This window comes from Halomonas sp. PGE1 (assembly GCF_013000985.1).
GTDB lineage: Bacteria > Pseudomonadota > Gammaproteobacteria > Pseudomonadales > Halomonadaceae > Halomonas > Halomonas alkalicola.
Genome location: NZ_CP053032.1, coordinates 1347363 through 1373173 on the forward strand (window position 1 = coordinate 1347363; position 25811 = coordinate 1373173).

Sequence of the window (25811 nt, forward strand, 5' to 3'; positions counted from 1 at the left end):
ATGTACGACGCCATCGCCGCCGGTCCTCGACCGAGCACAGGATGCGCGCCGCAACGCCAGGCCCAGTGACACTCGCTGGCCGCAAGCGTTCGAATTGTGTAGATGGAGCGCCACCGAGATCCCGCCACCCTGGCGAGATCGGCGCAAATGGTCGCCACAGGGTTCCTGATCGCCATCCTCGATGGCATGGGCCCGATGCCTGGTGCGACCGGCGTCCCCGACTCCGATGTCCCGTGCTGCTGCCCCTGAAGGGCGCTGCGCGCCTGACCGTATTGCTCGCGTCAGGGACGCCAATGAATTTTTGCCGGCAACCCCGGCCTACCAAGGTGTGATTGATGACCCCGACTTCTGTCGCCTCGCCGAGCTTCGGTGACCTCGCTCTGCTGCCCGCCGTTCTGTCTGCCGTCGAGACCCTGGGCTACGAGACTCCCTCTCCGATCCAGATCCAGACCATTCCGGCCCTGCTGGAAGGCCGTGACATGCTGGGCCAGGCCCAGACCGGCACCGGCAAGACCGCTGCCTTCGCCCTGCCGCTGCTCTCCCGGCTCGAGCTGACCCGCCGCGAGCCCCAGGTGCTGGTGATGGCGCCGACCCGCGAGCTGGCCCAGCAGGTGGCCGTCTCCTTCAGCCGCTATGGCCAGAACCTCCAGGGCCTGGAAGTGGCGGTCCTGTGCGGCGGCCAGGAGTATCGCGAGCAGCTGGGTGCCCTGAAGCGTGGCGCCCAGGTCGTGGTCGGCACCCCCGGCCGGATCATCGATCACCTCGATCGCGGCAGCCTCAAGCTCGACGGGCTCTCCGCCCTGGTGCTGGACGAGGCCGACGAGATGCTGCGCATGGGCTTCATCGACGACGTCAAGCGCGTGGTCGCCGACACCCCGAAGGAAGCCCAGCGGGTCTTCTTCTCCGCGACCCTGCCGACCGAGATCGAGCGCATCGTCAACCGTTACCTGGTGGACCCGGTGAAGGTGGCCATCGAGTCGCGCACCACCACCGGCGAGAACATCGAGCAGCGCCTGGTGCGCGTCGATGGCGGTGCCAAGCTGGAGGCGCTGTCGCGCATCCTGGAAGTCGAGCCGGTGGATGCCGCCATCGTCTTCGTGCGCACCCGGGCCGCCTGTACCACCCTGATGGAGCAGCTCTCCGCCCGCGGCGTCAACGTGGCCAGCCTCTCCGGTGACCTGGACCAGAGCCTGCGCGAGCGCACCATCCAGCGCCTCAAGCGCGGCAAGGTCGACGTGCTGATCGCCACCGACGTGGCCGCCCGCGGCCTCGACGTGCCGCGCATCACCCACGTCTTCAACTACGATCTGCCCCAGGACTCCGAGGCCTACACCCACCGCATCGGCCGCACCGGCCGTGCCGGGCGTACCGGCATCTCGATCACCTTCGTGGGCTTCCGCGAAGGCCGCAAGGCGGGCTGGATCGAGCAGGCCACCGGCCAGAAGATGACCGAGATGGAGGTGCCCGACGAGGCCGCCATCCGCGCCCATCGCGACGAGGTCTTCCACCAGAAGGTGATCGCCGCGCTGACCGCCGGTGCCGAGGAGCAGCGCGCCCTGGTGGGCCGCCTGGTCGAGGAGGGCTACGACCCCATCGAGCTGGCCTGCGCCTTCGCCCGCCTGGCCCGTGCCGACGAGGCCCCCATCGGCCGCATGCAGGCGCCGCGCAAGGAAGCCCGCAACGATCGCCCCACCCGCGACGGCAAGCCGCCGCGTCGTGAGAGCCGCGGCCCGAGCGAGGGCATGACCCGCTACCGCGTCTCCGTGGGCCACAAGGACGGCGTCAAGCCCGGCCAGCTGGTCGGGGCGCTGGCCAACGAGGGCGGCATCGAGGGCTCGCGTATCGGTCGCATCGATATCCGCACCTCCTTCTCCGTGGTGGAGCTGCCGAGCTCGCTGCCGGCCAGCATCCTGGCCAAGATGGCCCGCGCCCGCGTTGCCGGCCGCGCCCTGGAGATCAGCGAGGACAGCGGCGCCCCCGAGCGCGCCCCGCGCCGTCGTTGCGAGGATGGTGACGCGCCGATTCGTCGCCCGTCACGCGCCTGAGGTAACGGTTGCCGCCAGCGGGCGGCACCACACCCCCCGACAGGTCGGAGCTCAGCTCCGGCCTGTTGTCGTTGTGAGCCCTGAATCGTCTGCCAGCAAGGAGTAAGAGTCATGTGGAAGCGGCTGCCGTTTCGTCTGCGCGGCTACCTGATCACGGTCACCGGCGTGCTGCTGCTGTCGCCGGATGCGCTGCTGGTCAAGGACACCAGCGTGGACGTGGCCACCTTCATGTTCTGGCGCGGGCTGATGCTCGGCCTGGTGCTGCTGACGATCGCTACGCTGCGCTATCGGGAGCGCCTGCCCCAGGCCATTCGCGCCTGCGGCCCGGCGGCGCTGTGGTGCCCGCTGGCCTTCGCCGCCAGCGCCTGGGCCTTCGTCGGCGCCACGCGGCTGACCACGGCCGGCAATGTGCTGGTGATGCTCAACCTGGCGCCGCTGGCGGCGGGGCTGATCGGCATGCTGCTGTTCGGCCAGCGGCTGCGCCGCCAGACCTGGGTGGTGATCGGGGTGTGCGTGGTCGGGGCCAGCCTGATGGCTGCCGGCGAGGTGGGGCAGGGCAGCCTGCTGGGCCTGGCCGTGGCGCTGATCATTCCGGTGGCCATCGCCGTGAACACCACGGTGGCCAGCGCCCAGCGCGGCAGCGGCACCCGGGGGCTCGACACCACGGTGGTGTTGCCGCTGGGCTGCCTGGCCATGCTGGTGCCGGCCGCGCTGATGGGGGGCGCCCAGATGCCCGCCGCCGAGGACCTGCAGCGTCTGGCGCTGATGGGGCTGATCCTGCCGCTGGCCTACTTCCTGATCCAGACCGGCGCGCGCTACCTGCCCGGCGCCGAGGTCAGCCTGGTGATGCTGGTGGAGACCCTGGCCGGCACCCTTCTGGTGTGGTGGTGGGTCGGCGAGGTGCCGGCGGCACTGGCCTTCGTGGGCGGCGGCATGATCGTCGCCGCCATGCTGGCGAGCTCCCTGCGCGATCTCTACCGCCAGCGCCGCAAGGCCGCCGAGGGCGCCCTGGATGCCCGCCGCCTGCGCGATGAGGCGGCGGAGGCGAGCATCGAGCGCGGCGAGCCCGCTCCGCCGGTGGGCGAGCGCCACTGAGCCAGCGGGTTCTGATCCGACGAGTTCACTCTCGTCGCGACGGCTCCCTTGCCACCGCCTCGGCGAAGCGCGCCAGCAGCGAGCCGGCCTCGGGGGTGGCGCCGACGCCGGCCAGCAGCGCCTCCGGGTCCTGCCCCTGGTCGCGCAGCGCCGCGATCTGGCGGGCCAGATAGGCGCGCATCACCTCGGGCGTGAACTCCGGGTGGAACTGCACGCTCCACTGGCGCGGGCCGTAGCGCAGCGCCTGGTGGGCGTCGTGGGCGTTGCGGGCCAGCACCACGGCCTCTGCCGGCGCCTCGAGCACCGCCTGGGCATGGGTCAGCTGGGCCGGGAAGCGCTCCGGCAGCTGGCCGAGCAGGGCGTCCGCGCGGCCCGCCTCGGTGAGTGCGACCTCATGGGTGCCGGACTCGCGTCCCGCCGGATGGTAGTCGCTTACCCCGCCGAACGCCGCGGCCATCAGCTGGTGGCCGTAGCAGACGCCGAGCATGGCCGTGTTGCGCTCGCGCGCCTCCACCAGCCAGGGCTTCAGCGCCTCGCTCCAGGGCTCGGCGTCGCTGACCATGGCGTGGGAGCCGGTGATATAGAGGCCGTCGATCTCCTCGAGGGCGGGCAGCGGCTCGTGGCGGGCGTCGAACACCGCGGCGTCGAAGCCGGCGGCGGCCAGCACCCGCTGGAACAGCGCCTCGAAGTCGCCGTGGGCCTCCACCACCTCGGGGAAGGCATCACCGGTCTTGACGATCAGCAGTCGGGGCATAGGGGGTATCCTCTTCCTGGATCAGGGTTCCTGTGTCGGGATGCGCGTCTTCGTCGGCGAGAGTCAGGCGCGGCGCAGCCGCTCGCCCAGGGCGGTCATGAAGGCCGCGCCGGCCTCGAGCTGCTCGATGTCGATGTATTCGTCGGGCTGGTGGGCCTGGCCGATGCTGCCCGGGCCGCAGATCACCGTGGGCAGGCCCTTGCGCTGGAACTGGCCCGCCTCGGTGGCGTAGGCCACCGCGCCGGCGGGGCGCTCGCCGAGCAGCGCATGGCACAGCGCCAGCACCTCGGCGTTGTTGTCGTCGGCCAGCGCCGGCACCGTCTCGTTGAGCGCCTGGGTGACGATGCTCGTCTCCGGGGCGCGGCTGCGCATCTCGGCCTCGAGCTCGGCGGCCCGGGCGTTGACCCGGCCCAGCAGCTCCTCGAAGCGGTCCGACGGCAGGTGGCGGATCTCCCACTCGAAGGTGCACTCCCGGGCCATGATGTTGATCGCCGTGCCGCCGGCGATCTTGCCCACGTGCAGGCTCGAGTGCACCACGTTGAAGGCCTCGTCCACGCGCCCCTCGGCGCGCAGCTCGGCCATCACCTCCTCGATGTGGGTGACCAGCCGGGCCGCCACGTGGATCGCCGATACCCCTTGGTTGACCTGGCTGGAGTGGCTCGCGCGCCCGGTCACGGTGGTACGCAGATTGGTGGCGCCCTTGTGGGCCACCACCGGGTGCATCAGGGTCGGCTCGCCGACGATCACCGCGGCGGGCCGCGGGTGCTCGGCCATCAGCCGCTCGATCATGCGCGGCGCGCCGATGCAGCCCACCTCCTCGTCGTAGGAGAGTGCCAGCCAGATGGGCGTCTTGAGGTCGAGGGTCACCCAGCGAGGCACCTCGGCCAGGGCGCAGGCGATGAAGCCCTTCATGTCGCAGGTGCCGCGGCCGTAGAGGCGGCCGTCGCCCTTGTCGATCAGGGTGAAGGGGTCGGTGGACCAGGGCTGGCCGTCCACCGGCACCACGTCGGTATGGCCGGAGAGCACCACGCCGCCGGCCACCTCCGGGCCGATGCGCGCCAGCAGGTTGGCCTTCCTGCCATCGTCGCTCTCCACCCGCCAGTGGGGCACGCCGTGCTCGTCGAGGAAGGCCTCCACGAAGGCGATCAGGTCGAGGTTGGAATCCCGGGAGACGGTGGGGAAGCCCACCAGGCAGTCGAGCATCTCGGCGGCGGTCATGGCGCGCTCCTTGGTCAGGTTTCGGGAAATCCTATCACGCCCGCGGGGCCGGCCGGCGTCCTGGGCGTCATAGCCCCAGGCTATCCGGTCGATGTTGTCACTGTTTCTGACATCAGTCATTAACAGGCTTACGATGTCGGGCGACGACGGATACCCGTCCATTCACTCTTCATCTGGAGGCGTCTCGATGCCTGATACATCCTTCTCCAACCCCGGGCTCTTCACCCCGCTTCAGCTGGGCAGCCTCAGCCTGCCCAACCGCGTGATCATGGCGCCGCTGACCCGCTCGCGCACGCCGGACAGCGTTCCCGGCAGGTTGCAGCAGATCTACTATGGCCAGCGCGCCAGCGCCGGGCTGATCATCAGCGAGGCCACCAACATCTCGCCCACCGCCCGCGGCTATGCCTATACCCCGGGCATCTGGACCGACGAGCAGGAGGCTGGCTGGAAGGGCGTCGTCGAGGCCGTGCACGCCAAGGGCGGGCGCATCGCCCTGCAGCTGTGGCACGTGGGGCGCGTCTCTCACGAGATGGTGCAGCCCGACGGCCAGCCGCCCGTGGCACCGAGCGCCCTCAAGGGCGAGGGGGCCGAATGCTTCGTCGAGTTCGAGGACGGCACGGCGGGGCCGCACCCCACCAGCACGCCGCGGGCGCTCGAGACCGAGGAGATCCCCGGCATCGTCGAGGACTACCGCCAGGCCGCCCTGCGCGCGAGGCGAGCGGGCTTCGACATGGTCGAGGTGCACGCGGCCAACGCCTACCTGCTCAATCAGTTCCTCGCCACCGGCACCAACCTGCGCACCGACCGCTACGGCGGCTCGCTCGAGAACCGTGCACGTCTGGTGCTGGAAGTGGTCGATGCGGTCGCCGAGGTGTTCGGCCCCGCGCGGGTCGGCATCCGCCTGACTCCCTTCCTCGAGCTCTTCGGCCTCACCGATGACGAACCCGAGGCGATGGCCTTCTACCTGGCCGGCGAACTCGACCGCCGCGGCCTGGCCTACCTCCACTTCAACGAGCCCGACTTCGCGGGTGCCGACATTACCTACCCGGAAGGCTTCAGAGAGCAGATGCGCCAGCGCTTCAAGGGCCGTCTGATCTACTGCGGCAACTATGACGCCGAGCGCGCCCAGGCCCGCCTGGATGACAACACCGCCGATGCCGTGGCCTTCGGCCGCCCCTTCATCGCCAACCCCGACCTGCCCGAGCGCTTTCGCCTCAAGGTCGCACTCAACGAGCCCGACCATAGCACCTTCTACGGCGGCGCCGAGGTCGGCTACACCGACTACCCCTTCCTCGACAACGGCCACGACCGGCTCGGCTGAGTCGGCGTTCACCCCTGAAGGTAGCAAGCCCGGCCAGCGTGCCGGGCTTTTTGATGATGAAGCGGGTGGTCCGACCCATTACCTTCGCCTGCTGGCCCCTTCCCCGAATTAGTGGCAGGCTAAGGGAATGTCGGACCCACCCTGCCGGGAGAGCGGGGGAGTCACGCTCAGGCAAACCGGGAACGGGTACCACCTATGCAGGGACCACCAGGCCGCGGGGATGGCGGCAGCGCCGGGCAGGATGCCGGCGGCAACTTCGCCTTTCTGACCGGCCACGACCCGGTCTTTCTCGAGCTCGCCGCCAGCGCCGAGCGCGCCTTCAGTCACGATCCCAACACCACCCTGATCAAGCTGCGCCAGCTCGGCGAGGCCATGGCCCAGGACATCGCTGCCCGCCTTGGCATCGGAGTGGACGAGCGTACCGGCCAGCGCGACCTCCTTTACCGCATCGACAGCGCCCTGGGGCTCGACCCCACGGTGCGCGAGCTCTTCCACACCCTGCGCATCGAAGGCAACCGCGCCACCCACCAGTTCCGCACCCAGCACCGCGAGGCGATCCAGGGACTCAAGGTCGCCCGCAGCCTGGCGGTCTGGTTTCATCGCGCCTTCGCTGACCCCGACTTCAAGCCCGGCGCCTTTCGTCCACCGGAAGACCCCAGCCGCGAGCTGCGCGAGCTCCAGGCCCAGATGGCGCGCCTGCAGGGCGAGCTGGTCACTGCCACCGAGCAGGCCGATGCCCAGCGCCAGCTGGCCGAGCTGGAAGCCCGCGAGAAGCAGGAGTACGCCGAGCTTGCCGAGGCCATGGACGAGGAGGCCCGCGCCCTGGCCGAGCAGTCGCGGGCCCAGCAGGCGGAACTCGAACGCCGCGAGCGGGAGTTCCAGCGGCGCCTGGCCGAGCAGGCTCGCACGGGGGGCGAAGGCGAGCCGCCCCGGGCGCTGCGCCAGCGGGTCGGTCAGGCCGACCGCGCGCTCAACGCCCAACTGGGTCTGGATGAAGAGCTCACCCGCCTGCTGATCGACCAGCAGCTCCAGGAGGCCGGCTGGGAGGCCGATACCCTGGAGCTCACCTGGCAGAAGGGCGTGCGACCCGAGGCCGGCCGGACCCTCGCCATCGCCGAGTGGGAGCTGCCCAACGGCCAGCGCGCCGACTACGTGCTGTTCCATGGGCTGGTTCCCATCGGCGTGGTGGAGGCCAAGCGCCAGAATATCGACGTGGCCGGCAAGCTCGCCCAGGCGGAGCGTTACGCCCGCGGCTTCGATCGGCGCGGCTTTGCCGGCGGCATCACCCCGGCGTGGGAGGAGGAGGGGCGCACCGTCGCCTGGCCCGACGACGCCGAGGGCCATTTTCATGTGCCCTTCGTGTTCTCGTGCAACGGCCGGCCCTATCTGCCGCAGCTGGCCGAGAAGTCCGGCATCTGGTTCCGCGACGTGCGCGAGCCCGGCAACCTGGCCCGGGCGCTGCCGCACTTCCACAGTCCCGAGGGCCTGCTCGACCGCCTCAAGCGCAGCCGTGCCCTGGCGGAGCAGCGCCTGCGCGAGGAGGGCTTCGGCTACCTGCGCCTGCGCGACTATCAGGAGAACGCCATTCGCGCCGTGGAGGCCGCCCTGGAGGAGGGCGCGCCCCGTGCGCTGCTGGCCATGGCCACCGGCACCGGCAAGACCCGTACCATCATCGGCCTGATCTACCGCTTCCTGAAGACCGAGCGCTTCCGTCGCGTGCTCTTCCTGGTGGATCGCACCGCCCTGGGCCAGCAGGCCCAGGATGCCTTCGACGAGGCGCCGCTGGAGCAGAACCACACCCTCTCGCAGATCTACAACGTCGCCACCCTGGGCGACATGGCCGCCGAGGCCGAGACCCGGGTGCAGGTCGCCACAGTGCAGGCCATGGCGCGGCGGCTCTTCATGGCCGACGCCCCGCCGCCGGTGGACGCCTACGATTGCCTCATCGTCGACGAGGCCCACCGCGGCTACACTCTGGATCAGGAGATGACCGAGGGGGAGCTGGCCACCCGCGACGCCGGCCAGTATCTCTCCCGCTACCGCCGCGTGCTCGACCACTTCGACGCCGTGCGCATCGGGCTCACCGCCACACCGGCCAAGCACACCAGCGAGATCTTCGGTCGGCCGGTCTTCACCTACTCCTACCGGGAGGCGGTGGCCGACGACTGGCTGATCGACCACGAGCCGCCGATCCGCTACGAGACCCTGCTCAGCCAGAAGGGCATCCACTTCGCGAAGGGCGAGACGGTCAGCCTGATCGATTCCCGCACCGGCGAGGTGGAGAGCGCCGAGCTGGAGGACGAGCTCGACTTCGAGATCGAGGCCTTCAACCGGCGGGTGATCGCGCCGGAGTTCAACCGTGTGATCTGCGAACAGCTGGCCCGGGAGCTCGACCCCTTCGGCGAGGAGAAGACGCTGATCTTCTGCGCCACCGACCTGCACGCCGACATGGTCAAGCGCCTGCTCGACGAGGCCTTCCACGCCCACTACGGCGAGGCCTGCCGCCAGGCCGCGGTGGCCAAGATCACCGGCAAGTCGGACAAGGTCGACGACCTGATCCGCCGCTACAAGAGCGACAAGTACCCCAATATCGCCATCACGGTGGACCTGCTCACCACCGGCATCGACGTGCCGCGTATCTGCCACCTGGTGTTCCTGCGCCGGGTGAAGTCGCGCATCCTCTATGAGCAGATGATCGGCCGCGCCACCCGCCGCTGCGACGAGATCGGCAAGACGGTGTTCACCATCTACGATCCGGTGGACCTCTATGCGGCGCTCGCCGAGGTCAACACCATGCAGCCGCTGGTCAAGGACCCCGGCGTGACACTGGAGCAGCTGCACGAGGAGCTCAGCGACCCGGCGCAGCTGGCGCGGGCCCTGGAGGCCCCCGGCCAGGCGGCCGGGGAGAGCCACGCCGATGACGTCCTCGACCAGTACAGCCAGATGCTGATGCGGGTGATGCGCAAGGCCACCAAGCGCGCCGAAGGGCGCGACGACCTGCGCCAGCAGCTGGAGAGCCTCGAGCAGAGCTGGGGCGTGGCGCCGGAGAAGCTCCACCAGCACCTGCGCGAGCTGGGCCCCCGGGCCGCGGCCAGCTTCCTGTACCAGCATGCCGGCCTGCTTGGCCAGGTGGCCGAGGTGAAGACGCTGCTCGGCAGCGAGCGTCTGCCGCTGATCTATGAAGGCAGCGACGAGCTGCTGGGCCGCACCCAGAGCTACGGGGTGCACGAGAAGCCCGCCGACTACCTGGAGAGCTTCGAGGCCTTCATTCGTGAGCGGCTCAACGACTCGGTGGCGCTGGGCGTGGTGGTCAACCGCCCCCGGGACCTCACCCGCGAGACCTTGAAGGAGGTACGCCTGCTGCTCGACGGCGCCGGCTACAGCGAGGCCCGGCTGGAGAGCGCCTGGCGCAACGCCACCAATCAGGAGATCGCCGCCAGCATCGTCGGCCATATCCGCCGCGCCGCCCTGGGCGAGTCGCTGGTGCCCTTCGAGCAGCGGGTGCGCGACGCCATGCAGCGCATCTACGCCCTGCACGGCTGGACCCCCGCCCAGCGCAAGTGGCTCGACCGCCTGGCCAAGCAGCTCACCCACGAAGTGGTGCTCGACCGCGACTTCATTCACCAGCGCTTTGCCGAGCAGGGGGGCATCCAGCGCCTGGATGCCGTGCTCGACCATCACCTCGACGAGGTCCTCGAGGCCCTCAACGATGCCCTCTGGGAGGCGAGCTGACATGTTCAAGAAACGCGATTTTTTCGACACGTCCCGCGGACATGTCGATGGCGTCGACATGTCTCGAGCACATGTTCAAGAAAGCCGGTTTTTTCGACACGTTTCCTGGATATGTCGAGGGCATCACCATGACGGCCACCGCGCAGCGGCGCGAAGTTAAAATAGTGGCAGGCCTTATTTTAATTTCAGGCGTAACTTAAAATAAGGCGCGACGCTATTTTACCCAGGCCCGCTTTCGAGCGGTGAGAGGGATCCCCCATGGAGCGCGGACTCACAGGCCACTACGAGGAGAGTATCGCTGGCGGCGTGCGCTGCCAGGCGTTCATCCCCGACCCGCTGCCGCCACGGCCGGCGCTGGCGCTCGACGGCAAGCTGCAGGGGCGCATCAATCAGGCGATGCTGGCGCTGGGCCGTCTCGACGCCATCAGCACCCTGCTGCCCGACGCCTCACTCTTCCTCTACAGCTATGTACGCAAGGAAGCCGTCATGTCGTCGCAGATCGAGGGCACCCAGTCCTCGCTCAGCGACCTGATGCTCTACGAGATGGAGGGTATGCCGGGCGTTCCCATGGACGACGTGCAGGAAGTCTCCTGCTACGTGAATGCGCTGATGCTGGGCGTGCAGCGCATCCGAGAGGGCTTCCCCATCAGCCATCGCGTGGCGATGGAAATGCACACGACGCTGATGACGTCCGGACGTGGCATCAATCGGATGCCAGGGGAGTTTCGTAGCAACCAGGTGTGGCTCGGGGGGCACCGCCCCGATGAAGCGGTCTTCGTGCCGCCTCCGCCTCATCGGCTGGCCGAGTGCTGGGCGGCGCTGGAGCGCTTCATCAACGACATGCCCGAGGCCACCGACCCACTGATCAAGGCCGCCCTGACCCACGTGCAGTTCGAGACCATCCACCCCTTCATGGATGGCAACGGGCGCCTGGGTCGTCTGCTGATTCCGCTGATCCTGGTGGAAGCGGGCATCCTCAGCGAGCCCCTGCTCTACCTGTCGGTGTTCTTCAAGAAGCATCGCCAGGTCTACTACGAACGCCTGCAGCAGGTACGGGTCACCGGCGACTGGGAGGCCTGGCTGCTGTTCTTCGTGGACGCCGTGGCCGAGACTGCCAATCAGGCAGTGGCAACGGCTCGGCAGCTCAACCAGCTGCGCGAGCATGACAAGGCGCGCCTCGGCGAGCTGGGTCGCCAGGCCGGCTCGGCGGGGCTGCTGCTCGACGCGCTCTTCCAGCAGCCCATCGCCAATGTCGCCCACTTGAGTGAACGCACCGGGCTGACGCCGGCCACCGTAGGGCGTGTGCTGACTCCCCTCGAAGACACCCTCGGCATCGTCCATGAGCTGACCGGCCAGAAACGCAATCGGATCTTCGCCTACCGGGCCTACATCGACATACTCAATCAGGACCCCTCATGACCCAGAACGACATCGTCCAGAAGCTATGGAACCTCTGCGACGTGCTGCGCGACGACGGCATCAACTACTCCGACTACGTCACCGAGCTGGTGCTGCTGCTGTTCATCAAGATGGAGTACGAGAACACCCAGGCCGGGCTGCTCAACGCCCACGCCCTGCCCGAGGGCGCCCGCTGGCCGGACCTCACCGGCCGCTCGGGGCTTTCGCTGCTCAACTACTACAAGCAGATGCTGCTCGACCTCTCCAAGAGCAGCGACCGGCTGATCGCCGCCATCTACGCCGACGCCCAGACCCGCCTGCGCGAGCCGCGCCACCTGGAGCAGCTGATCCGCGACCTGGACCGCATCGACTGGTTCAGCGCCCAGAAGGATGGCCTGGGCGACCTCTACGAGGGGCTGCTGGAGAAGAACGCCAACGAGACCAAGTCCGGCGCCGGCCAGTACTTCACGCCCCGCGCGCTGATCAACGCCATGGTGCGCTGCCTGCGCCCCCGACCCGGCGAGGTGATCCAGGACCCCGCCGCCGGCACCGCGGGCTTTCTGATCGCCGCCGATGCCTACATCAAGCAGCAGACCGATGATCACTTCGATCTCGATGCCAGGGCCCAGGCCTTCCAGAAGCTCAAGGCCTTCGTCGGCATCGAGCTGGTGCCCGGCACCCGCCGCCTGGCGCTGATGAACTGCCTGCTGCACGGCATGGAGGGCGACGACGAGGGCGTGGTGCACCTGGGCAACGCCCTGGGCGAGGCCGGCAAGGCGCTGCCCCGCGCCGACGTGATCCTCGCCAATCCGCCCTTCGGTACCGCCAAGGGCGGCGAGGCCAGCATTACCCGCGATGATCTCACCTACCGCACCAGCAACAAGCAGCTCGCCTTCCTGCAGCATATCTACCGCGGGCTCAAGCCCGGCGGCCGCGCCGCCGTGGTGCTGCCCGACAACGTGCTGTTCGAGGCGGGGCAGGGCACCGAGATCCGCCGCGACCTGATGGAGAAGTGCCACCTGCACACCCTGCTGAGGTTGCCCACCGGCATCTTCTACGCCCAGGGCGTGAAGACCAACGTGCTCTTCTTCACCCGCGGCACCGCCGAGGACCCCCACCAGGACGAGGGCTGCACCGATAGCGTCTGGGTGTATGACCTGCGCACCAACATGCCGAGCTTCGGCAAGCGCACCCCCTTCACCGAGGCCCACCTCAAGCCCTTCGAACAGTGCTACAGCCCCACGGGCAGCGACGCCCTGGGCGAGCAGCTGGCCGCCCGCAAGGAGGGCGACTGGAGCTTCGGCGCCGAGGAGATCGAAACCGACCGCGCCGCCGCTGCCGATGACGCCAATGCGGGGGTGGACGATAAGCTGCAGACCTCCCGCTGGCGCCGCTTCAGCCGCGAGTGGATTCGCGACACCAAGGGCGATTCCCTGGACATCACCTGGCTCAAGGACGCCGACAGCCTCGCCGCCGAGAACCTGCCCGAACCCGACGTGCTCGCCGCCGAGGCGATGAGCGAGCTGACCGAAGCCCTGCGCGAACTCGATGGCCTGATGGTCGCCCTCGGCAGCCAGGACGAAGCCGCCGCCCAGAAGCGGCTGCTGGCCGATGCGTTGGGGCTTGGGGATGACGCCGCAAGCGGTGAGGTGAAGGCATGAGCGAGCGGGTATTGCCGGAAGGGTGGGTGGAAACCACGCTTGGTCAGATTGTGGAGTATGGCAAGGCGGAAAAGGCGACCCGTGAGCAGGTCGATGACAATACTTGGGTGCTCGAGCTGGAGGATATAGAGAAGTCCTCCTCAAGAGTTATCCAGCGCCTGAATTTCAAAGAGCGTCAGTTCAAGAGCACCAAGAACCGCTTCAAGAAAGGGGATGTACTCTACGGTAAGCTGCGTCCTTATCTCGATAAGGTCGTGATTGCCGAGCGGGATGGTGTCTGCACAACTGAAATTGTTCCCCTTGATGCGCGCCCGCATCTGGACAACCGTTACCTCTTCTACTGGCTGAAGTCACTGGATTTCCTCTCCTACGTCAATGAAGTAGGGTATGGCGTTAATATGCCTCGCCTTGGCACCAAGGATGGAAAAGCCGCCCCCTTCGTTCTCGCGCCGCAGGAAGAGCAAAAGGCCATCGCCGATAAGCTGAACGAGCTGCTGGCTCAGGTCAGTAATCTGAAAGCCCGCCTGGATGCCATTCCTGCTATCCTCAAGCAGTTTCGGCAGTCCGTGCTCCAGGCGGCGGTAAGTGGGGATCTTAGCAATGGCTCTGCCAATGTGTGGCCGAATGTAAAGCTGATAGACGTGGTTGTGGCGAAGCCACGAAATGGGCGCTCACCGAAAGGTGTTGATTTTGAAACTCCATACAAGAGCCTGACCCTTTCGTCGACTACTTCTGGAAAGTTTTTGGGTGAAAAGTATAAGTTTGTTGAGCTGGACATCAAAGAAGACTCTCACCTGTGGGTTAAGGATGGAGATATTCTAATTCAGCGCGCTAATACCATTGAATATGTAGGAGTCAGTGCGCTTTACCGCGGGCCTGATAATATTTATGTATATCCAGATTTAATGATGAAGTGTGCAGTCAATGATCGGGCTGTTCCGGAATTTTTGCATTTCATTCTTCTCTCAAGGTCGGTCAGAAAATATTTTAGAGATAATGCCACTGGTACTTCAGGTAACATGCCAAAGATAAACCAAAAAATAGTCTCTGAGGTTCAGTTCAAACTTCCAGAAATCCAAGAGCAAGCTGAAATCGTCCGCCGCGTCGACCAGCTCTTCGCCTTCGCCGATCAGATCGAGCAGCAGGTCGCTAACGCCCAGACCCGTGTCGACAAGCTGACCCAGTCCATTCTTGCCAAGGCCTTCCGCGGCGAGCTGACCGCCGAATGGCGTGCCGAAAACCCCGAGCTGATCAGCGGAGATAACTCCGCCGCTACGCTGCTGGAACGGATCAAGGCGGAGAAGGCGAAGCAGACGCCGACGAAGACACGGCGGGGCGGCAGAAAGGCAACGGTGACATCATGACCCTGCACAACGAGACGGCGCTGCTTGCCGACGAGCAGCTCGTGCGGCTCGCCGGCGAGGCCGCCTTCGAGCGCGGCGTGGCCTATTTCCGGCAGGGCCAGGTGCTGGGCTGGACCCGGCAGGGGAATACCCTCACCGCCCAGGTCGCGGGCAGCGAAAGCTATCAGGTGACCCTGCATCTCAATCCCCGTGGTCTGGAGGGGGGCTGTGACTGCCCGGCCTCCGAGGGCATCGATTTCTGCAAGCACTGCGTGGCCACTGCCCTGGCCTACCGGGCGGAGCAGGCGGAACAGGAGCGCTTGATGGCGGGGGGAGAGAGTGGCCGCCTGCTCGCCTACCTGCAGCAGTTGGACAAGGACTCGCTGGTGGAGGCGCTGGCCGAGTTGATCGAGGAGGACCCGGTGCGACGGCATCAGTGGTCGCTGCGTGCCGATGCGGTGCTCGGCGTGCTCGATCACAAGGCGCTGAAGAAGCGCATCACCGCGGCCTTTCCGCTAAAGCGCCACCTGCATCGCTATGGTCAGGTGCGGCCCTATTTCGCCAAGGCGGAGGCGGTGGTCGAGCAGATTGCCGAGCAGGCGCCGCAGATGCCGCCTGATACCTGCCTGACTCTGGTGGAGTACGCCCTGTCGCGCTTGTCACGAGCGCTGGAGACCGTCGACGATTCGGGCGGCTTTCGTTTCTCCTGCGAAGAGACGCTGCATAGGCTGCACGTGCAGACTGCCGAGCGGCTCGACTGGCCCGCCGAGACGCTCGCAGCGCATCTCTACGAGATCGCCTTCGGGGAAAGTTATGATTCATACCCCAAGATTCCCGATGCCTATACCGAGGCCCTGGGCAGCGAGGGGATGGACGCCTACCTGGCCCTGCTGCAGCAGGTCTGGGACGCCTTGCCGAGCTTGCCCGCCGACGCGCAGTGGTCGGAGCAGTTTCGCTACCGGCGGCTGCGCGAGCCCCTGCTGAAGCGCGCCGAAGCGCGCGGCGATGTCGCCACCATCCTGGCGCTGCATCAGAAGAGCGCTACTGGGGTGCAGGATTACCTGAAGATCGCCGAGCTGTGCATCACGCACGACGCCTGGGACCAGGTGGAGCTGTGGCTGGCCCGGGCGGCCCGGGCCGAGGACGAGCGCTACCCCCGCTGGCGGTGCGAGCGCGAGCGGCTATGGATCCGCCTGCTGCTGCATCGCGGCGAAGCCGAAAAGGCGGGGCAGCTCCAGTGGCAGATCTATCAGCAGACGCAGCAGCTGGAGGATTATCGGCATCTGCTCGAGCTGGCCGATGAGTATGGCCTGGCCACCGACTATCAGCGGCGCGTCCACGATTGGCTCAGGGAGGAGGTCGACAAGGCGCCGGAGGCGCCCTGGGGCTATGCGCCCCAGGTGGTCAATAGCCTGCTGGAGATCTACCTCTACGAGAACCGTCTGGAGGAAGCGCTGGCATTCAGCTCGGACCGGCCGGTGGCGGCTGGCCTGCTGCTGAGGCTGGCCCAGCAGCTGGGCAACCCCGACCAGAGCCTGCCGCTCTATCTTCGCCTGGCCCGCAGCGAAGTGCGCAACGCCGACAACCGAAGCTACCGCAGCGCCATCGCGCAGCTTCGTGAGCTGCATGGCACGCTCGAAACGCTGGAACAGCACCGGGCATTTGCCGCGGCGCTGGAAGAGTTGCGTACCGAATTCAGGCAGAAGCGCAACTTCATCAAGTGGCTGAATGAGGCCTTTCCGCCATGAGAAAAATCGGGGGCGTACCCCTGTTTCCATCTGGTTCTATAAAATGGGAGGGACCCAGATTGTCGGATGACGTTGAGATTGAAATTTCGGGGAGAGAGGCGAACCTGATTCTGCGGTATGGGTATCCGTTCCCGGACCAGGCCCCCGCCTTTGAAGCGGTGGCAGGAAAGGCAGGTTTTCATCGGCTGATGATCGAAAGGTTTTGGCTCGAAGTGCTGGTCGGAGACCTGAGCAGGTCAATAAAAGAGGTCAGAGGTGCGGCATTGCAGGAGGAGCTGGACTCCCTGTGCGATACGCTGGAAACCGCCATGAGATATTCAGAATAGGCCGTGAGAGACAGGGTAGTGAGCCGAAAAATAAGGTTCATTTCGCTCGCTGGAATGAGCTTGGCATTGTGAGAATCAGGAGGTGGGATGCTGCATCCGGATCAGTTTCAAGTCAATGAGGCCTGGATCGCCTTCAGGCTGAACGAGTGGCCAGTGCATACGGAGCAGGATGGTGATTTCGATATCTTCGCGTTCATGGATGCCGCAAGCTGTTTTCTTCTGAGTTCCAGGCCGGTGCCGGCATCGGGTGAGGGGCCGGGAAAGCTGGAATCTCGGCGCTTGTTGAAGCAGGCCAAGGCGCACAAGAAGCGCTGGCCAAAAACCCTCTTCTTGCCCAGGGAGCAGCCGGCATTGTCCATTGTTGCCGAGGCGAAGAGGCAGGGTATTGCCGTGGTTCATGTTCCAGAAGATCAGCTGCTTTCTTTTATCAGTGATGCGAGAGAGGGGTTCAGGGAGAGTTTGATCGGGCCTCGGGTGGGGCCGCATGATTGACTACTTTCTGCTCGATGTCTTCACCGACCGAGCCTTTGCCGGCAACCCGCTGGCGGTATTCCCCCGGGCAAAGGGGCTGGATGACGGCATGATGCAGGCTATCGCCAACGAGCTGAACCTCTCCGAGACGGTGTTCGTCAGTGAGGCGACCGGCCAGCATCGCTATCCCATCCGCATCTTCACGCCGACGAGGGAGCTGCCCTTCGCGGGCCATCCGGTGATAGGCACCGCTCATCTTCTGCTTCATCATGGTATGGCCGAGCGAGAATGTCCGCTGATTCTCGAGGCCGGCGTTGGCTCATTGCTCGTAGAGTTCGATCAGGCGTTGGCTCGCCTGACCACGGCAGAATCCGTCAGCATCCTGGCGAGCACCTTGACCCAGGCCTCTGCCGCTGAACTGCTGGGGCTGGAGGCGCATCAGGTCCTTGGTGAGCCGGTTCTCGCTTCCTGTGGGCTGCCTTATCACCTGATCGAGCTCTCCTCACAGGGGGCCTTGGCGAAGGCACGGCCCTGGCCGACTGCCTGGGCGGAATGGGTATCACCCAGCGGCCACGATCAGGCCTATCTCTATGTGGTCGTCAAGGAGGCTGGTGCATCACGCGCCGTGAGAGCCCGAATGTTTTCCACCCCGGGCGGCATGCGTGAGGACCCGGCGACTGGCAGTGCGGCGGCGGCCCTGGCAGGGTATCTGGCCCAGAGCAAGGGAGTTGGCCGATGGCAATGGCAGATCGAGCAGGGCATCGAGATGGGTCGCCCTAGCCGCATCCTTGCCGAGGCCGATCGCATCGAAAACGATCTTTCGATCCGCATTGCAGGAGAGGCAGTGATAGTGGGAAGCGGGGCGCTGCACCTGCCAGGCGAACTGATGGTTTCCCGGGAGGCCCTATGAAACCCTTTTCCGTCCTGATGATCCGGCTGCTGGGTCTCTATCTCTTCCTGAAGACCTTGTTCTCGGTGCTGCCGGCGCTGCTGGGCCCCCATGTAGGAGAGTTCTGGTCAGCCGACCTGCTGCCGGTGCTGATCGCCACGGTGGCGGTACCCATGGTGGGCGGCGTATTGCTGTGGTGCTTCGCCGGCCGCCTGGCGGAGTGGCTGCATGGCGCTGGGGGAGTGAGTGATGGGGCGAGCGGCCGCATCCCGGACGACGACCTGGTGCGTGCCGGCACCTTCCTGATCGGTACCTATCTGGTGGTGCGGCATATCGGCATGCTGGTGGGGGCCTATTCGACTTCCGGCGCCGTGGCCTATGACGCCCTGGTCGTCGTGGTCGCGGGCCTCTGCATGATGCTGGGCGGCGGTGCTCTCGTTGCGTTCTACCGCGGGGCCAAGCATCTGGGGGTGGGCCGGTAGGCCGGCCATGGTGAAGCTCGCTGCCCGGGTCAGATACCTGTCACCAGGAAATCGACGGCGGCAATGATCCGGTCACGATAGAGGCCGAGATCATGTACCGCCTTACCGAGACGCTTCCTTTCCATCCCGGCGAGCTCCTGCGTCAAGGCGATATAGCGTTCGCCGTCGATCTCGATACTGGGGTTCAGGTGGGAGATTCGCAGGCTTTCGGCGATGCCGACAGGGCAGAGCGGCACGACGACGGTCGTGCGCAGCTCGCCGAGCAGGTTGCTCTGTATATCGAGAAGGTAGGGGTAGCGTTTGCGCGAGGCCGGGTTGCGGTTCTCGTAGGCGTGGAACTGAGCCATCAGAATGTCCGCTCGCCGTCACCGAAGGTGCCGTTTTCCTCCGCGAACTGGTTGTAGGCGCGGATGGCGTCGGTGTTCTCCCGTTGCCACCGTTCGCGCTGCTCCGCACGTACCTTATCCGACAGCGCGCTCTCGAAAGTGGCAGAAAGGTTGATGCCCAGGCGCCGCGCCTGCTGGAGCAGGTCGCTGTTGATGCTGACGTTGGTGGCCTTCTTGGGGGCTTGAGTGTCGTAGGGCTGGGTCATGTCAATGGCCTCGTAGCGGGCATGCGCATAGTGTGTGCGCGCCAGGCGTGTTCGACAAGTGTGGCGGGCCTCACGCCCCGCGCTGGTGCATCCGTCGGGTCAGACGCGCCCGAATGGAGACCTCGCCGCGCAGCCAGGGGCCGAGCAGGCGCATGGAGAGCGGGATGAACAGGAACACCATCACCGGGGTGAGCGCGAGGGTGCTGACCAGCACCTTGGGAAGCAGCGGTAGCCCCGCCAGCAGGCCCCCGAACAGCGCCTGAAAGAGCAGCGACACCGGAAAGAAGGCGAGCCAGATGGCAATGGCCTGCTTCCAGCGCGGCGGCGTCTGGCCGGTGGCGTCCTGGAACCAGCCGTCCAGCCCGGTGGCGCGATGCTCCTGGGGAGCGACGAAGAGCCCCTCGCCGCGGGCCAGCCAGGCGCGGCGCGAGGCGGAGTGTTCCCAGGCCGCCAGGGTGTCGGCATCGCGGAAGCGGAATATGATCTGGTACTCGTCGTCACCGGGCGGCGGGGCCAGCACGCCGGAGCCCAGGTAGCCGCTGAAGTCGGCGGCCAGCGCGCGGCCTTCCTCCAGCCAGGCGGTGAAATCGGTGTAGCGGCCGCGGGAGACGCGTCGGGCCACCATCAGGGTCAGGGGGGCAGGGGACATGGTGTATCTCCTTGATCGGGGTGCCGGGGTAGGGCGCCGAATCACACTCGGGCCGGGTAGGCCCTCGTGAGCGTTCATGCAGCAACTATTCAAAGCAAGAAGTATACCATGCCGTCCGTGCCTGGCGGGGAGATCAGCTTTTCAAGATTGGGGTTCTGGTCGTTTTTGCTGCTAAGTGCCGGGATGGCCGGCATGATCTTTCTGGTTGGTCGGGGCCTGGCAGCATCGGATTCGAGCAGCGGCATCATGGTGGTGTGCCGATCACTCGTTCCAGCTCACGATTGAAGGCCTCCGGCTTGGCCATGTGCAGGAAGTGATCGGCCTCTTCCATGATCACGGCGTCGAACTCCGGCAGCAGCTGCCGGTTGGCGTCGACGTCGGTTGGCCACAGGTCGGCATTGATCGCCACCAGCGGTATCGTCAGCTCCTCGAAATGCCTTGTCGCTTCACCATCGGCATGCCGCGATAGCATGTCTTCCATGGCGCTGATAGCCACCTCGGGCGGTGCGGCCGCCATGTCATGCATTACCCACTCGCGCAGCTTGGCATCGGTGCTATCGATGAACATCGACGCCACGAACTGGCGTGCGGCCGAGGCAAAGTCATCCTGAAGCGGTTCCAGCAGCTCGTCGCGCTGCTCCTGGCTGATCTCCGCGACCATGTCGTGGAAGGTGTCGACGCCGATGATGCCGATGACGCGTTCCGGCACCAGGCGTGCCGCTTCCACGCTGACCGGCCCGCCCATGGAGTGTCCGATAAGGATCGCTTGCGCTACGTCCAGGTCCTCCAACACCGCCTTCACGTCCTCTCCGAAGGCTGGCAGGGTGTAGGCGTCACGCCCCAGGCCAGAGTGGCCGTGCCCGGCAAGATCGACCGTCACCACGCGATGGCGCTGCGAAAAATGCGGCACTTGCCCGCGCCAGTAGCGGCCATCGCCGCTCCAGCCATGGATGAAGACCAGCGTCGGCTCGCCGCTGCCCTGCACCTCGTAGGCAATAGGTACGCCGTCCGCCGAGTCGGCCATGCGGGGCCAGTTGACCTCGGTGGCCAGCACCGGGCTGGCAAGTGCCAGCAGCAACAGGCCCAGGTAACGCACACCCCGCAACGCATATCCCTTCATGAGGCTCTCCGTCGAGTCTGACGTGACTGATGCAGCATAGACGAGACCGGCGTGTCGTTTCACCGAGTCCGGGCCCGGCCCAGAGAGACAGGGAAGCTCTCGCTGCTAGATGCTCTTTGCGGACATTCACCGTCTGCCGGTGGCGCTCTCGCCGGCGATGGTCATGTCCCTGGCGCGCTCCAGCGACTGCGCGCGTCGCGGCCGGGGGACTAAGCTGAAAGGGATTTCACACGGCGGAGTCCCCCCATGCTGGAGCTCTATCTGCTGCGTCATGCCAAGGCGAAACGCGGGGGCAGCGAGCTGCCCGACGCTGATCGGCCCCTGAGCCAGCGAGGCCGGCGCCAGGCGGCGGCCATGGCGCCGGCGCTGATGCGCTGGAGGGCGTTCGAGGGCAAGGTGTTCTCGAGCCCGGCCCGGCGCACCCGGGAGACCCTCGAGGAGATGGCGGCGGCGCTGCCCGAGGGCACCCTGGGCTCGGTGGCCCGCTTCGACGAGGCGCTCTACACCTTCGACGGTGAGGCGCTGCGCGACTGGCTGCAGACGTTACCCGAGGGCAACCGGCGGGTGCTGATGGTGGGGCACAACCCAGCGCTGCTGGAGCTGGCCCGCTGGCTCAGCCCCGTGGCGCCCGATTCCCTTCCCACCGGCGGACTGCTGCACCTCAGCCTGCCCGGCGAGACCTGGCAGGCGCTTGCGAGGCACACCGCCGAGCGGCTGGCGTGCCTGACCCCGGAGCAGGCCAGCCATGCGCTCTTCCAGCGCCGGGCGCCGGCGCCGCCGGACCTGCGCAAGGCCGACCTGGCCGGCCGCCTCCACGGGCAGCTCGGCCACCTCTATCGTCTGGTTCGGGCGCTGGAGCCCGGCGTGATGGCAGGCATCGATCCCGAGTTTCTGCACCAGTACCGCGTCAACCTGCGCCGCAGCCGGGCGATCGGCGAGGCCGTGCTGGCCACCGTCCGGCAAGCCGGGAGCGGGAAGGCGCCGGGGCTGAAGAAGCGGCTGAAGGAGCTCAAGCAGCGTGCCCAGGCCACCAGTGACCTGCGCGATCTCGATGTCTTCCTGGAGAGCCTGGAGCAGGCGCCGCCGCCGCTTCAGGCAAGCACTCGACGGGCGCTTCACGCCTGGCTGAACGAGCGGGCCCGGGAACAGCACGAGCGCCTCTGCCGGCAGCTGGGCCAGCCCGACTACGCCGCCGACATGCAGGCCTGGCAGGCGTTCCTCGACGGCGACGGCTTTCGGCAGGCGCTTGCCCGGCTCTCTGCGGCGCGGGTCGCGGCGGTGCTGGACGAGCGCATCGCAGGCCACGATAGCGACCTGGCCGCCCTCACGCCTGACGCCCCCGACGAGGCCTTCCACGACCTGCGCAAGGCGGTGAAGCGCATCCGCTACCTGGCCGAACTGGATCCGACGCGCCACCGCCGCTTCCTCGAGGGGCTGAAGCAGCGCCAGACCCTGCTCGGCGAGTTTCAGGACCTTTGCACCCGCCAGGCCTGGATCGTGGCCCTCTTCGCCAGCGCCCCTTCTCTCGCCAGCGATGAGGCACTGGAGAGCGAAAGGAGCGCCTGGCGTGAGGGACTCGCCAAAGAGAAACTGGCGCTGCGCACGCAGATCATGGCGCTGGCGCCGCTCGGCGAGTCGGGGCCTGCCGCGCGCTGACTCACGCCCTGGCGTCACCCGTGCGGGTGCGCCCCTCGGCTACTCCCGCTCGTCCCGGGTCGAGCGCAGCAGCACCCGGTCCATGCCCCGGGTGCTGAGCACCCGCTTCAGGGCGGCGAAGAGATGGGTGGGCAGGGTGACCGCATAGCGGGGCCTGGGGCGCGGGTGCTCCAGGGCGTGGATCAGCTTGGCCACCACCGCCTCCGGGCCCAGGGTGAAGGCGGCCTTGCCCTCGGTGCTGGCCAGCCGCGCCTCCACCTTGCGATAGGTCTCGGCATGGGCGCTACGCTCGGTATCGATATGGGCCCGGAAGGCGCGGTGGGCGTTCGCGCGAAAGCGGCTGGTGATGGGGCCGGGCTGGATCAGGCTGACGTGGATGCCGCTTCCCGAAAGCTCCTGGCGCAGGGTATCGGTGAGCCCCTCCAAGGCGAACTTGGAGCAGATGTAGGCGCCGCGGTAGGGCAGGGCGGCGAACCCCAGCACCGAGCTGTTCTGCACGATGCGCCCGTGTCCCTGGGCGCGCATCATCGGCAGCACCCGAGCGGTGAGCTCGTGGGTGCCGAGCAGGTTGGTCTCGAGCTGCTGCCTCAGCGTCTCCCGGGAGAGATCCTCCACCGCCCCGGGCTGGCCGTAGGCGCCGTTGTTGAAGAGCGCCGTCAGCCGCCCGCCGGTGCGCTCCGCGATATCGGCCACCGCCGCCTCGATGGAGGCGCTGCTGTCCAGGTCCAGCGCCAGTGCCTCCAGGCCCTCATCCTTCAGCCGGGCCACGTCCGCCTCCTTTCTGGCGGTGGCAAACACCCGCCAGCCGCGTGCCGCCATGGCGTGGGCCGCGGCGTGGCCGATCCCGCTGGAGCAGCCGGTGATCAGCAGGCTGCGCGTCTTATCCGGGCGTGCATCCGTCATTCGTCTCTCCTGTTCTGGTTCAGGCGCTCGATGGCCGGCCTCACGGGCCGCCCTGCAGCATCTCCCGGGTCGCCTCCATCACCCGGCCATCCACGGTGCGCTGGACCTTGTCCTCGATCTCGCCGAGCAGCGCCTCCACCTTGGGACCTTCGTTGGCCACCGCCACGAAGGTCCATTCGCTCGCCTCCAGCCGGTCGTGTTCGCCGCTCTCGCAAACCGCCACCGCCGGGTTGCGCCCGAAGCGCTCGTGCAGGCCGCCCATGCGCTGGCGCTTCTCCTTCAGCGAGCGGCAGCCGGGCAGCGAGATGTGCAGCGTGAGAATCCCCATATGCATGCTGACCCCTCCTTCGCCCTTTTCCTGACCTGGATCATTTCCCCGTCTCGCCCGGGTGTCTACCCTTCTCTGGCACAACATATGGTGTCTGATAGAAGAAATGGCACCATATATAGATAATCGGCCAGTGAGGGAACACCCATGCAACGCCAGCCGACCGGCGCCGTCAACGTCGCTTCGACGGTCAACGAATACCTGCAGCGCGCCGACTGGCGCGTCAACGCCAACGCCAACCAGGGCTACTCCCTGGGCGGGCTGATCCTCAACGCCTCGGGCAAGCTGATCGCCAACTACTGGCTGGACGAAGTCTATCCCGCCGCGGTAGGCGAGGCCCACCGGGAGGGCGACCTGCATATCCACGACCTGGACATGCTCAGCGGCTACTGCGCCGGCTGGTCGCTGCGCCAGCTGCTGATCGAGGGCTTCAACGGCGTGCCGGGCCGGGCGGAGAGCGCGCCGCCCCGGCACCTCACCAGCGCCCTGGGGCAGATGGTCAACTTCCTCGGCACCCTGCAGAACGAGTGGGCCGGCGCCCAGGCGTTCAGCTCCTTCGATACCTACCTGGCCCCCTTCGTGCGCCGCGACGCCCTCGACTACCCGGCGGTGAAGCAGGCGGTGCAGGAATTTATCTACAACCTCAACGTGCCGTCGCGCTGGGGCAGCCAGACCCCCTTCACCAACCTCACTTTCGACTGGACCTGCCCGGCGGACCTGCGCGACCAGGTGCCGATCATCGGCGGCGCGGAGCAGCCCTTCACCTACGGCGAGCTGCAGGCCGAGATGGACCTGCTCAACCGCGCCTACCTGGAGGTGATGGAGGAGGGCGACTGCCAGGGGCGGGTGTTCACCTTCCCAATCCCCACCTACAACATCACCCCGGACTTCCCCTGGGAGAGCGACAACGCCGAGCGGCTCTTCGCGCTCACTGCCAAGTACGGGCTGCCCTACTTCCAGAACTTCCTCAACTCGGACCTGGAGCCGCACATGGTGCGCTCCATGTGCTGTCGGCTGCAGCTCGACCTCACCGAGCTGCTCAAGCGCGGCAACGGCCTGTTCGGCAGCGCCGAGCAGACCGGCTCGCTCGGCGTGGTGACCATCAACTGCGCGCGCCTGGGCTATCGCTTCGCCGGCGACCGCACGGGGCTCTTCCAGGAGCTGGACCGGCTGCTCGGGCTCGGCCGCGACAGCCTGGAGATCAAGCGCGGCTGCATCCAGGGCTGGATGGACGACGGCCTCTACCCCTACAGTCGTCGCTACCTCGGCACCCTGCGCAACCACTTCTCCACCCTGGGGGTGAACGGCCTCAACGAGATGGTGCGCAACTTCTTCGAGGACCGTTTCGACATCGCCAACCCCGAGGGGCAGCAGCTGGCCATCGAGCTGCTGGAGCAGGTGCGCGAGCGGATGCGCGAGTTCCAGGCGGCCACCGGCCACCTCTACAACCTGGAGGCGACCCCGGCGGAGGGCACCACCTACCGCTTCGCCAAGGAGGACCAGAAGCGCTACCCCGGCATCCTCCAGGCGGGCACTCCGGATTCTCCCTACTACACCAACTCCAGCCAGCTGCCGGTGGGCTATACCGACGACCCCTTCGAGGCGCTGCTGCACCAGGACCCGCTGCAGACCCGCTACACCGGCGGCACCGTGCTGCACCTCTACATGGGGGAGCGGCTCTCCTCACCGGCGGCCTGCCGCAAGCTGGTGCAGAGCGCGCTCTCCCGCTTCCGCCTGCCCTATATCACCGTGACGCCGACCTTCTCGATCTGCCCGGTGCACGGCTACCTGGCCGGCGAACATGAGTTCTGCCCGAAGTGCGATGACGCCCTTCTGGCAAATCATGCTCGGGCCGGCGCCATGGCCTGAGGCCTTTCCCCGCAATACCACCAACCTGAAAAGGAGCATCCCATGCGTCATAGCGTCGAGAGCCTGCCCACCGAAGCGCGCCAGCGCTGCGAGGTCTGGACACGAGTGATGGGCTATCACCGCCCCGTCAGCCAGTTCAACCGCGGCAAGCAGTCCGAGCACCGCGAGCGGCGACACTTCAGCGAGCAGGCCGCCACCCCCTGACCCCACC

Annotated in this window: 21 protein-coding genes and 1 pseudogene; 14 read left to right on the forward strand and 8 right to left on the reverse strand. The window is 66.9% G+C overall.

The window, feature by feature from the left end; translation table 11 throughout:
- Positions 1–335 precede the first annotated feature (335 nt).
- Together HIR79_RS06365 and HIR79_RS06370 are read left to right on the forward strand one after the other, a co-directional pair.
- The gene (locus tag HIR79_RS06365; protein ID WP_169957687.1) at positions 336–2045 is read left to right on the forward strand and encodes a DEAD/DEAH box helicase; all 1710 of its coding nucleotides are present in this window, start codon (positions 336–338) and stop codon (positions 2043–2045) included.
- 111 nt (positions 2046–2156) lie between these two features.
- Positions 2157–3140 carry a DMT family transporter gene (locus HIR79_RS06370; protein ID WP_169957688.1) on the forward strand — a complete coding sequence of 328 codons (984 nt, stop codon included), beginning with the start codon at positions 2157–2159 and terminating at the stop codon, positions 3138–3140.
- A 25-nt stretch (positions 3141–3165) separates the two neighbouring features.
- Here the strand turns inward: HIR79_RS06370 and HIR79_RS06375 are convergent, their stop codons facing one another.
- Both HIR79_RS06375 and argE read right to left on the reverse strand, forming a co-directional pair.
- Entirely contained in the window at positions 3166–3894 is a 729-nt protein-coding gene (locus HIR79_RS06375) for a glutamine amidotransferase (protein WP_169957689.1), read from the reverse strand.
- A 63-nt stretch (positions 3895–3957) separates the two neighbouring features.
- Positions 3958–5112, reverse strand: coding sequence for an acetylornithine deacetylase (argE, locus tag HIR79_RS06380; RefSeq protein ID WP_169957690.1), 1155 nt, complete (start codon positions 5110–5112; stop codon positions 3958–3960).
- Between the two features lie 187 nt (positions 5113–5299).
- Here argE and HIR79_RS06385 point away from each other — a divergent pair, with 187 nt between their 5' ends.
- The 10 genes from HIR79_RS06385 (at position 5300) to HIR79_RS06430 (ending at position 18483) form a co-directional block, all read left to right on the forward strand.
- A complete protein-coding gene (locus HIR79_RS06385; protein WP_169957691.1) occupies positions 5300–6433 on the forward strand; it encodes an alkene reductase in 1134 nt (377 codons plus the stop codon).
- A 195-nt stretch (positions 6434–6628) separates the two neighbouring features.
- Positions 6629–10165 (forward strand): type I restriction-modification system endonuclease, encoded by a 3537-nt coding sequence (gene hsdR / locus HIR79_RS06390; protein WP_169957692.1) that lies wholly within the window; start codon positions 6629–6631, stop codon positions 10163–10165.
- Between the two features lie 258 nt (positions 10166–10423).
- On the forward strand, positions 10424–11584 hold the full coding sequence (locus HIR79_RS06395; protein WP_169957693.1) for a Fic family protein: 1161 nt from the start codon (positions 10424–10426) through the stop codon (positions 11582–11584).
- Complete coding sequence (locus HIR79_RS06400; RefSeq protein ID WP_169957694.1) at positions 11581–13224, forward strand: class I SAM-dependent DNA methyltransferase; 1644 nt, start codon at positions 11581–11583, stop codon at positions 13222–13224. Before HIR79_RS06395 ends, HIR79_RS06400 begins: the two co-directional genes overlap by 4 nt.
- The gene (locus HIR79_RS06405) at positions 13221–14588 is read left to right on the forward strand and encodes a restriction endonuclease subunit S (RefSeq protein WP_169957695.1); all 1368 of its coding nucleotides are present in this window, start codon (positions 13221–13223) and stop codon (positions 14586–14588) included. The genes HIR79_RS06400 and HIR79_RS06405 overlap by 4 nt, the downstream gene beginning before the upstream one ends.
- Complete coding sequence (locus tag HIR79_RS06410; RefSeq protein ID WP_169957696.1) at positions 14585–16315, forward strand: SWIM zinc finger family protein; 1731 nt, start codon at positions 14585–14587, stop codon at positions 16313–16315. Before HIR79_RS06405 ends, HIR79_RS06410 begins: the two co-directional genes overlap by 4 nt.
- 59 nt (positions 16316–16374) lie before the next feature.
- On the forward strand, positions 16375–16641 hold the full coding sequence (locus HIR79_RS06415) for a hypothetical protein (protein ID WP_119023289.1): 267 nt from the start codon (positions 16375–16377) through the stop codon (positions 16639–16641).
- Between the two features lie 87 nt (positions 16642–16728).
- Positions 16729–17133 carry a hypothetical protein gene (locus tag HIR79_RS06420; RefSeq protein ID WP_169957697.1) on the forward strand — a complete coding sequence of 135 codons (405 nt, stop codon included), beginning with the start codon at positions 16729–16731 and terminating at the stop codon, positions 17131–17133.
- A complete protein-coding gene (locus tag HIR79_RS06425) occupies positions 17126–18022 on the forward strand; it encodes a PhzF family phenazine biosynthesis protein (protein WP_169957698.1) in 897 nt (298 codons plus the stop codon). Before HIR79_RS06420 ends, HIR79_RS06425 begins: the two co-directional genes overlap by 8 nt.
- A complete protein-coding gene (locus HIR79_RS06430; RefSeq protein ID WP_169957699.1) occupies positions 18019–18483 on the forward strand; it encodes a hypothetical protein in 465 nt (154 codons plus the stop codon). Before HIR79_RS06425 ends, HIR79_RS06430 begins: the two co-directional genes overlap by 4 nt.
- 29 nt (positions 18484–18512) lie before the next feature.
- Here HIR79_RS06430 and HIR79_RS06435 read toward each other — a convergent pair whose 3' ends face one another.
- The 4 genes from HIR79_RS06435 to HIR79_RS06450 all read right to left on the reverse strand — a co-directional run bounded on the left by HIR79_RS06435 (position 18513) and on the right by HIR79_RS06450 (position 20844).
- Positions 18513–18830, reverse strand: coding sequence for a CcdB family protein (locus HIR79_RS06435; RefSeq protein ID WP_169957700.1), 318 nt, complete (start codon positions 18828–18830; stop codon positions 18513–18515).
- On the reverse strand, positions 18830–19075 hold the full coding sequence (locus HIR79_RS06440) for a type II toxin-antitoxin system CcdA family antitoxin (protein WP_169957701.1): 246 nt from the start codon (positions 19073–19075) through the stop codon (positions 18830–18832). Before HIR79_RS06440 ends, HIR79_RS06435 begins: the two co-directional genes overlap by 1 nt.
- Positions 19076–19145: 70 nt before the next feature.
- Positions 19146–19724: an antibiotic biosynthesis monooxygenase gene (locus tag HIR79_RS06445; RefSeq protein ID WP_169957702.1), complete on the reverse strand. Its 579-nt coding sequence runs from the start codon at positions 19722–19724 to the stop codon at positions 19146–19148.
- A gap of 244 nt (positions 19725–19968) precedes the next feature.
- The gene (locus HIR79_RS06450; protein WP_169957703.1) at positions 19969–20844 is read right to left on the reverse strand and encodes an alpha/beta fold hydrolase; all 876 of its coding nucleotides are present in this window, start codon (positions 20842–20844) and stop codon (positions 19969–19971) included.
- A 246-nt stretch (positions 20845–21090) separates the two neighbouring features.
- Here HIR79_RS06450 and HIR79_RS06455 point away from each other — a divergent pair, with 246 nt between their 5' ends.
- Positions 21091–22500 carry a CHAD domain-containing protein gene (locus HIR79_RS06455; protein WP_169957704.1) on the forward strand — a complete coding sequence of 470 codons (1410 nt, stop codon included), beginning with the start codon at positions 21091–21093 and terminating at the stop codon, positions 22498–22500.
- A gap of 39 nt (positions 22501–22539) precedes the next feature.
- Here HIR79_RS06455 and HIR79_RS06460 read toward each other — a convergent pair whose 3' ends face one another.
- Together HIR79_RS06460 and HIR79_RS06465 are read right to left on the reverse strand one after the other, a co-directional pair.
- Positions 22540–23403, reverse strand: a complete 864-nt coding sequence (locus tag HIR79_RS06460; protein ID WP_169957705.1) for an SDR family oxidoreductase — start codon at positions 23401–23403, stop codon at positions 22540–22542.
- A 40-nt stretch (positions 23404–23443) separates the two neighbouring features.
- On the reverse strand, positions 23444–23737 hold the full coding sequence (locus HIR79_RS06465) for a DUF503 domain-containing protein (RefSeq protein WP_119023280.1): 294 nt from the start codon (positions 23735–23737) through the stop codon (positions 23444–23446).
- Positions 23738–23878: 141 nt separating this feature from the next.
- Between HIR79_RS06465 and HIR79_RS06470 the strand changes: the two are divergent.
- Positions 23879–25804, forward strand: a pseudogene (locus tag HIR79_RS06470) (ribonucleoside triphosphate reductase).
- Positions 25805–25811: the final 7 nt, after the last annotated feature.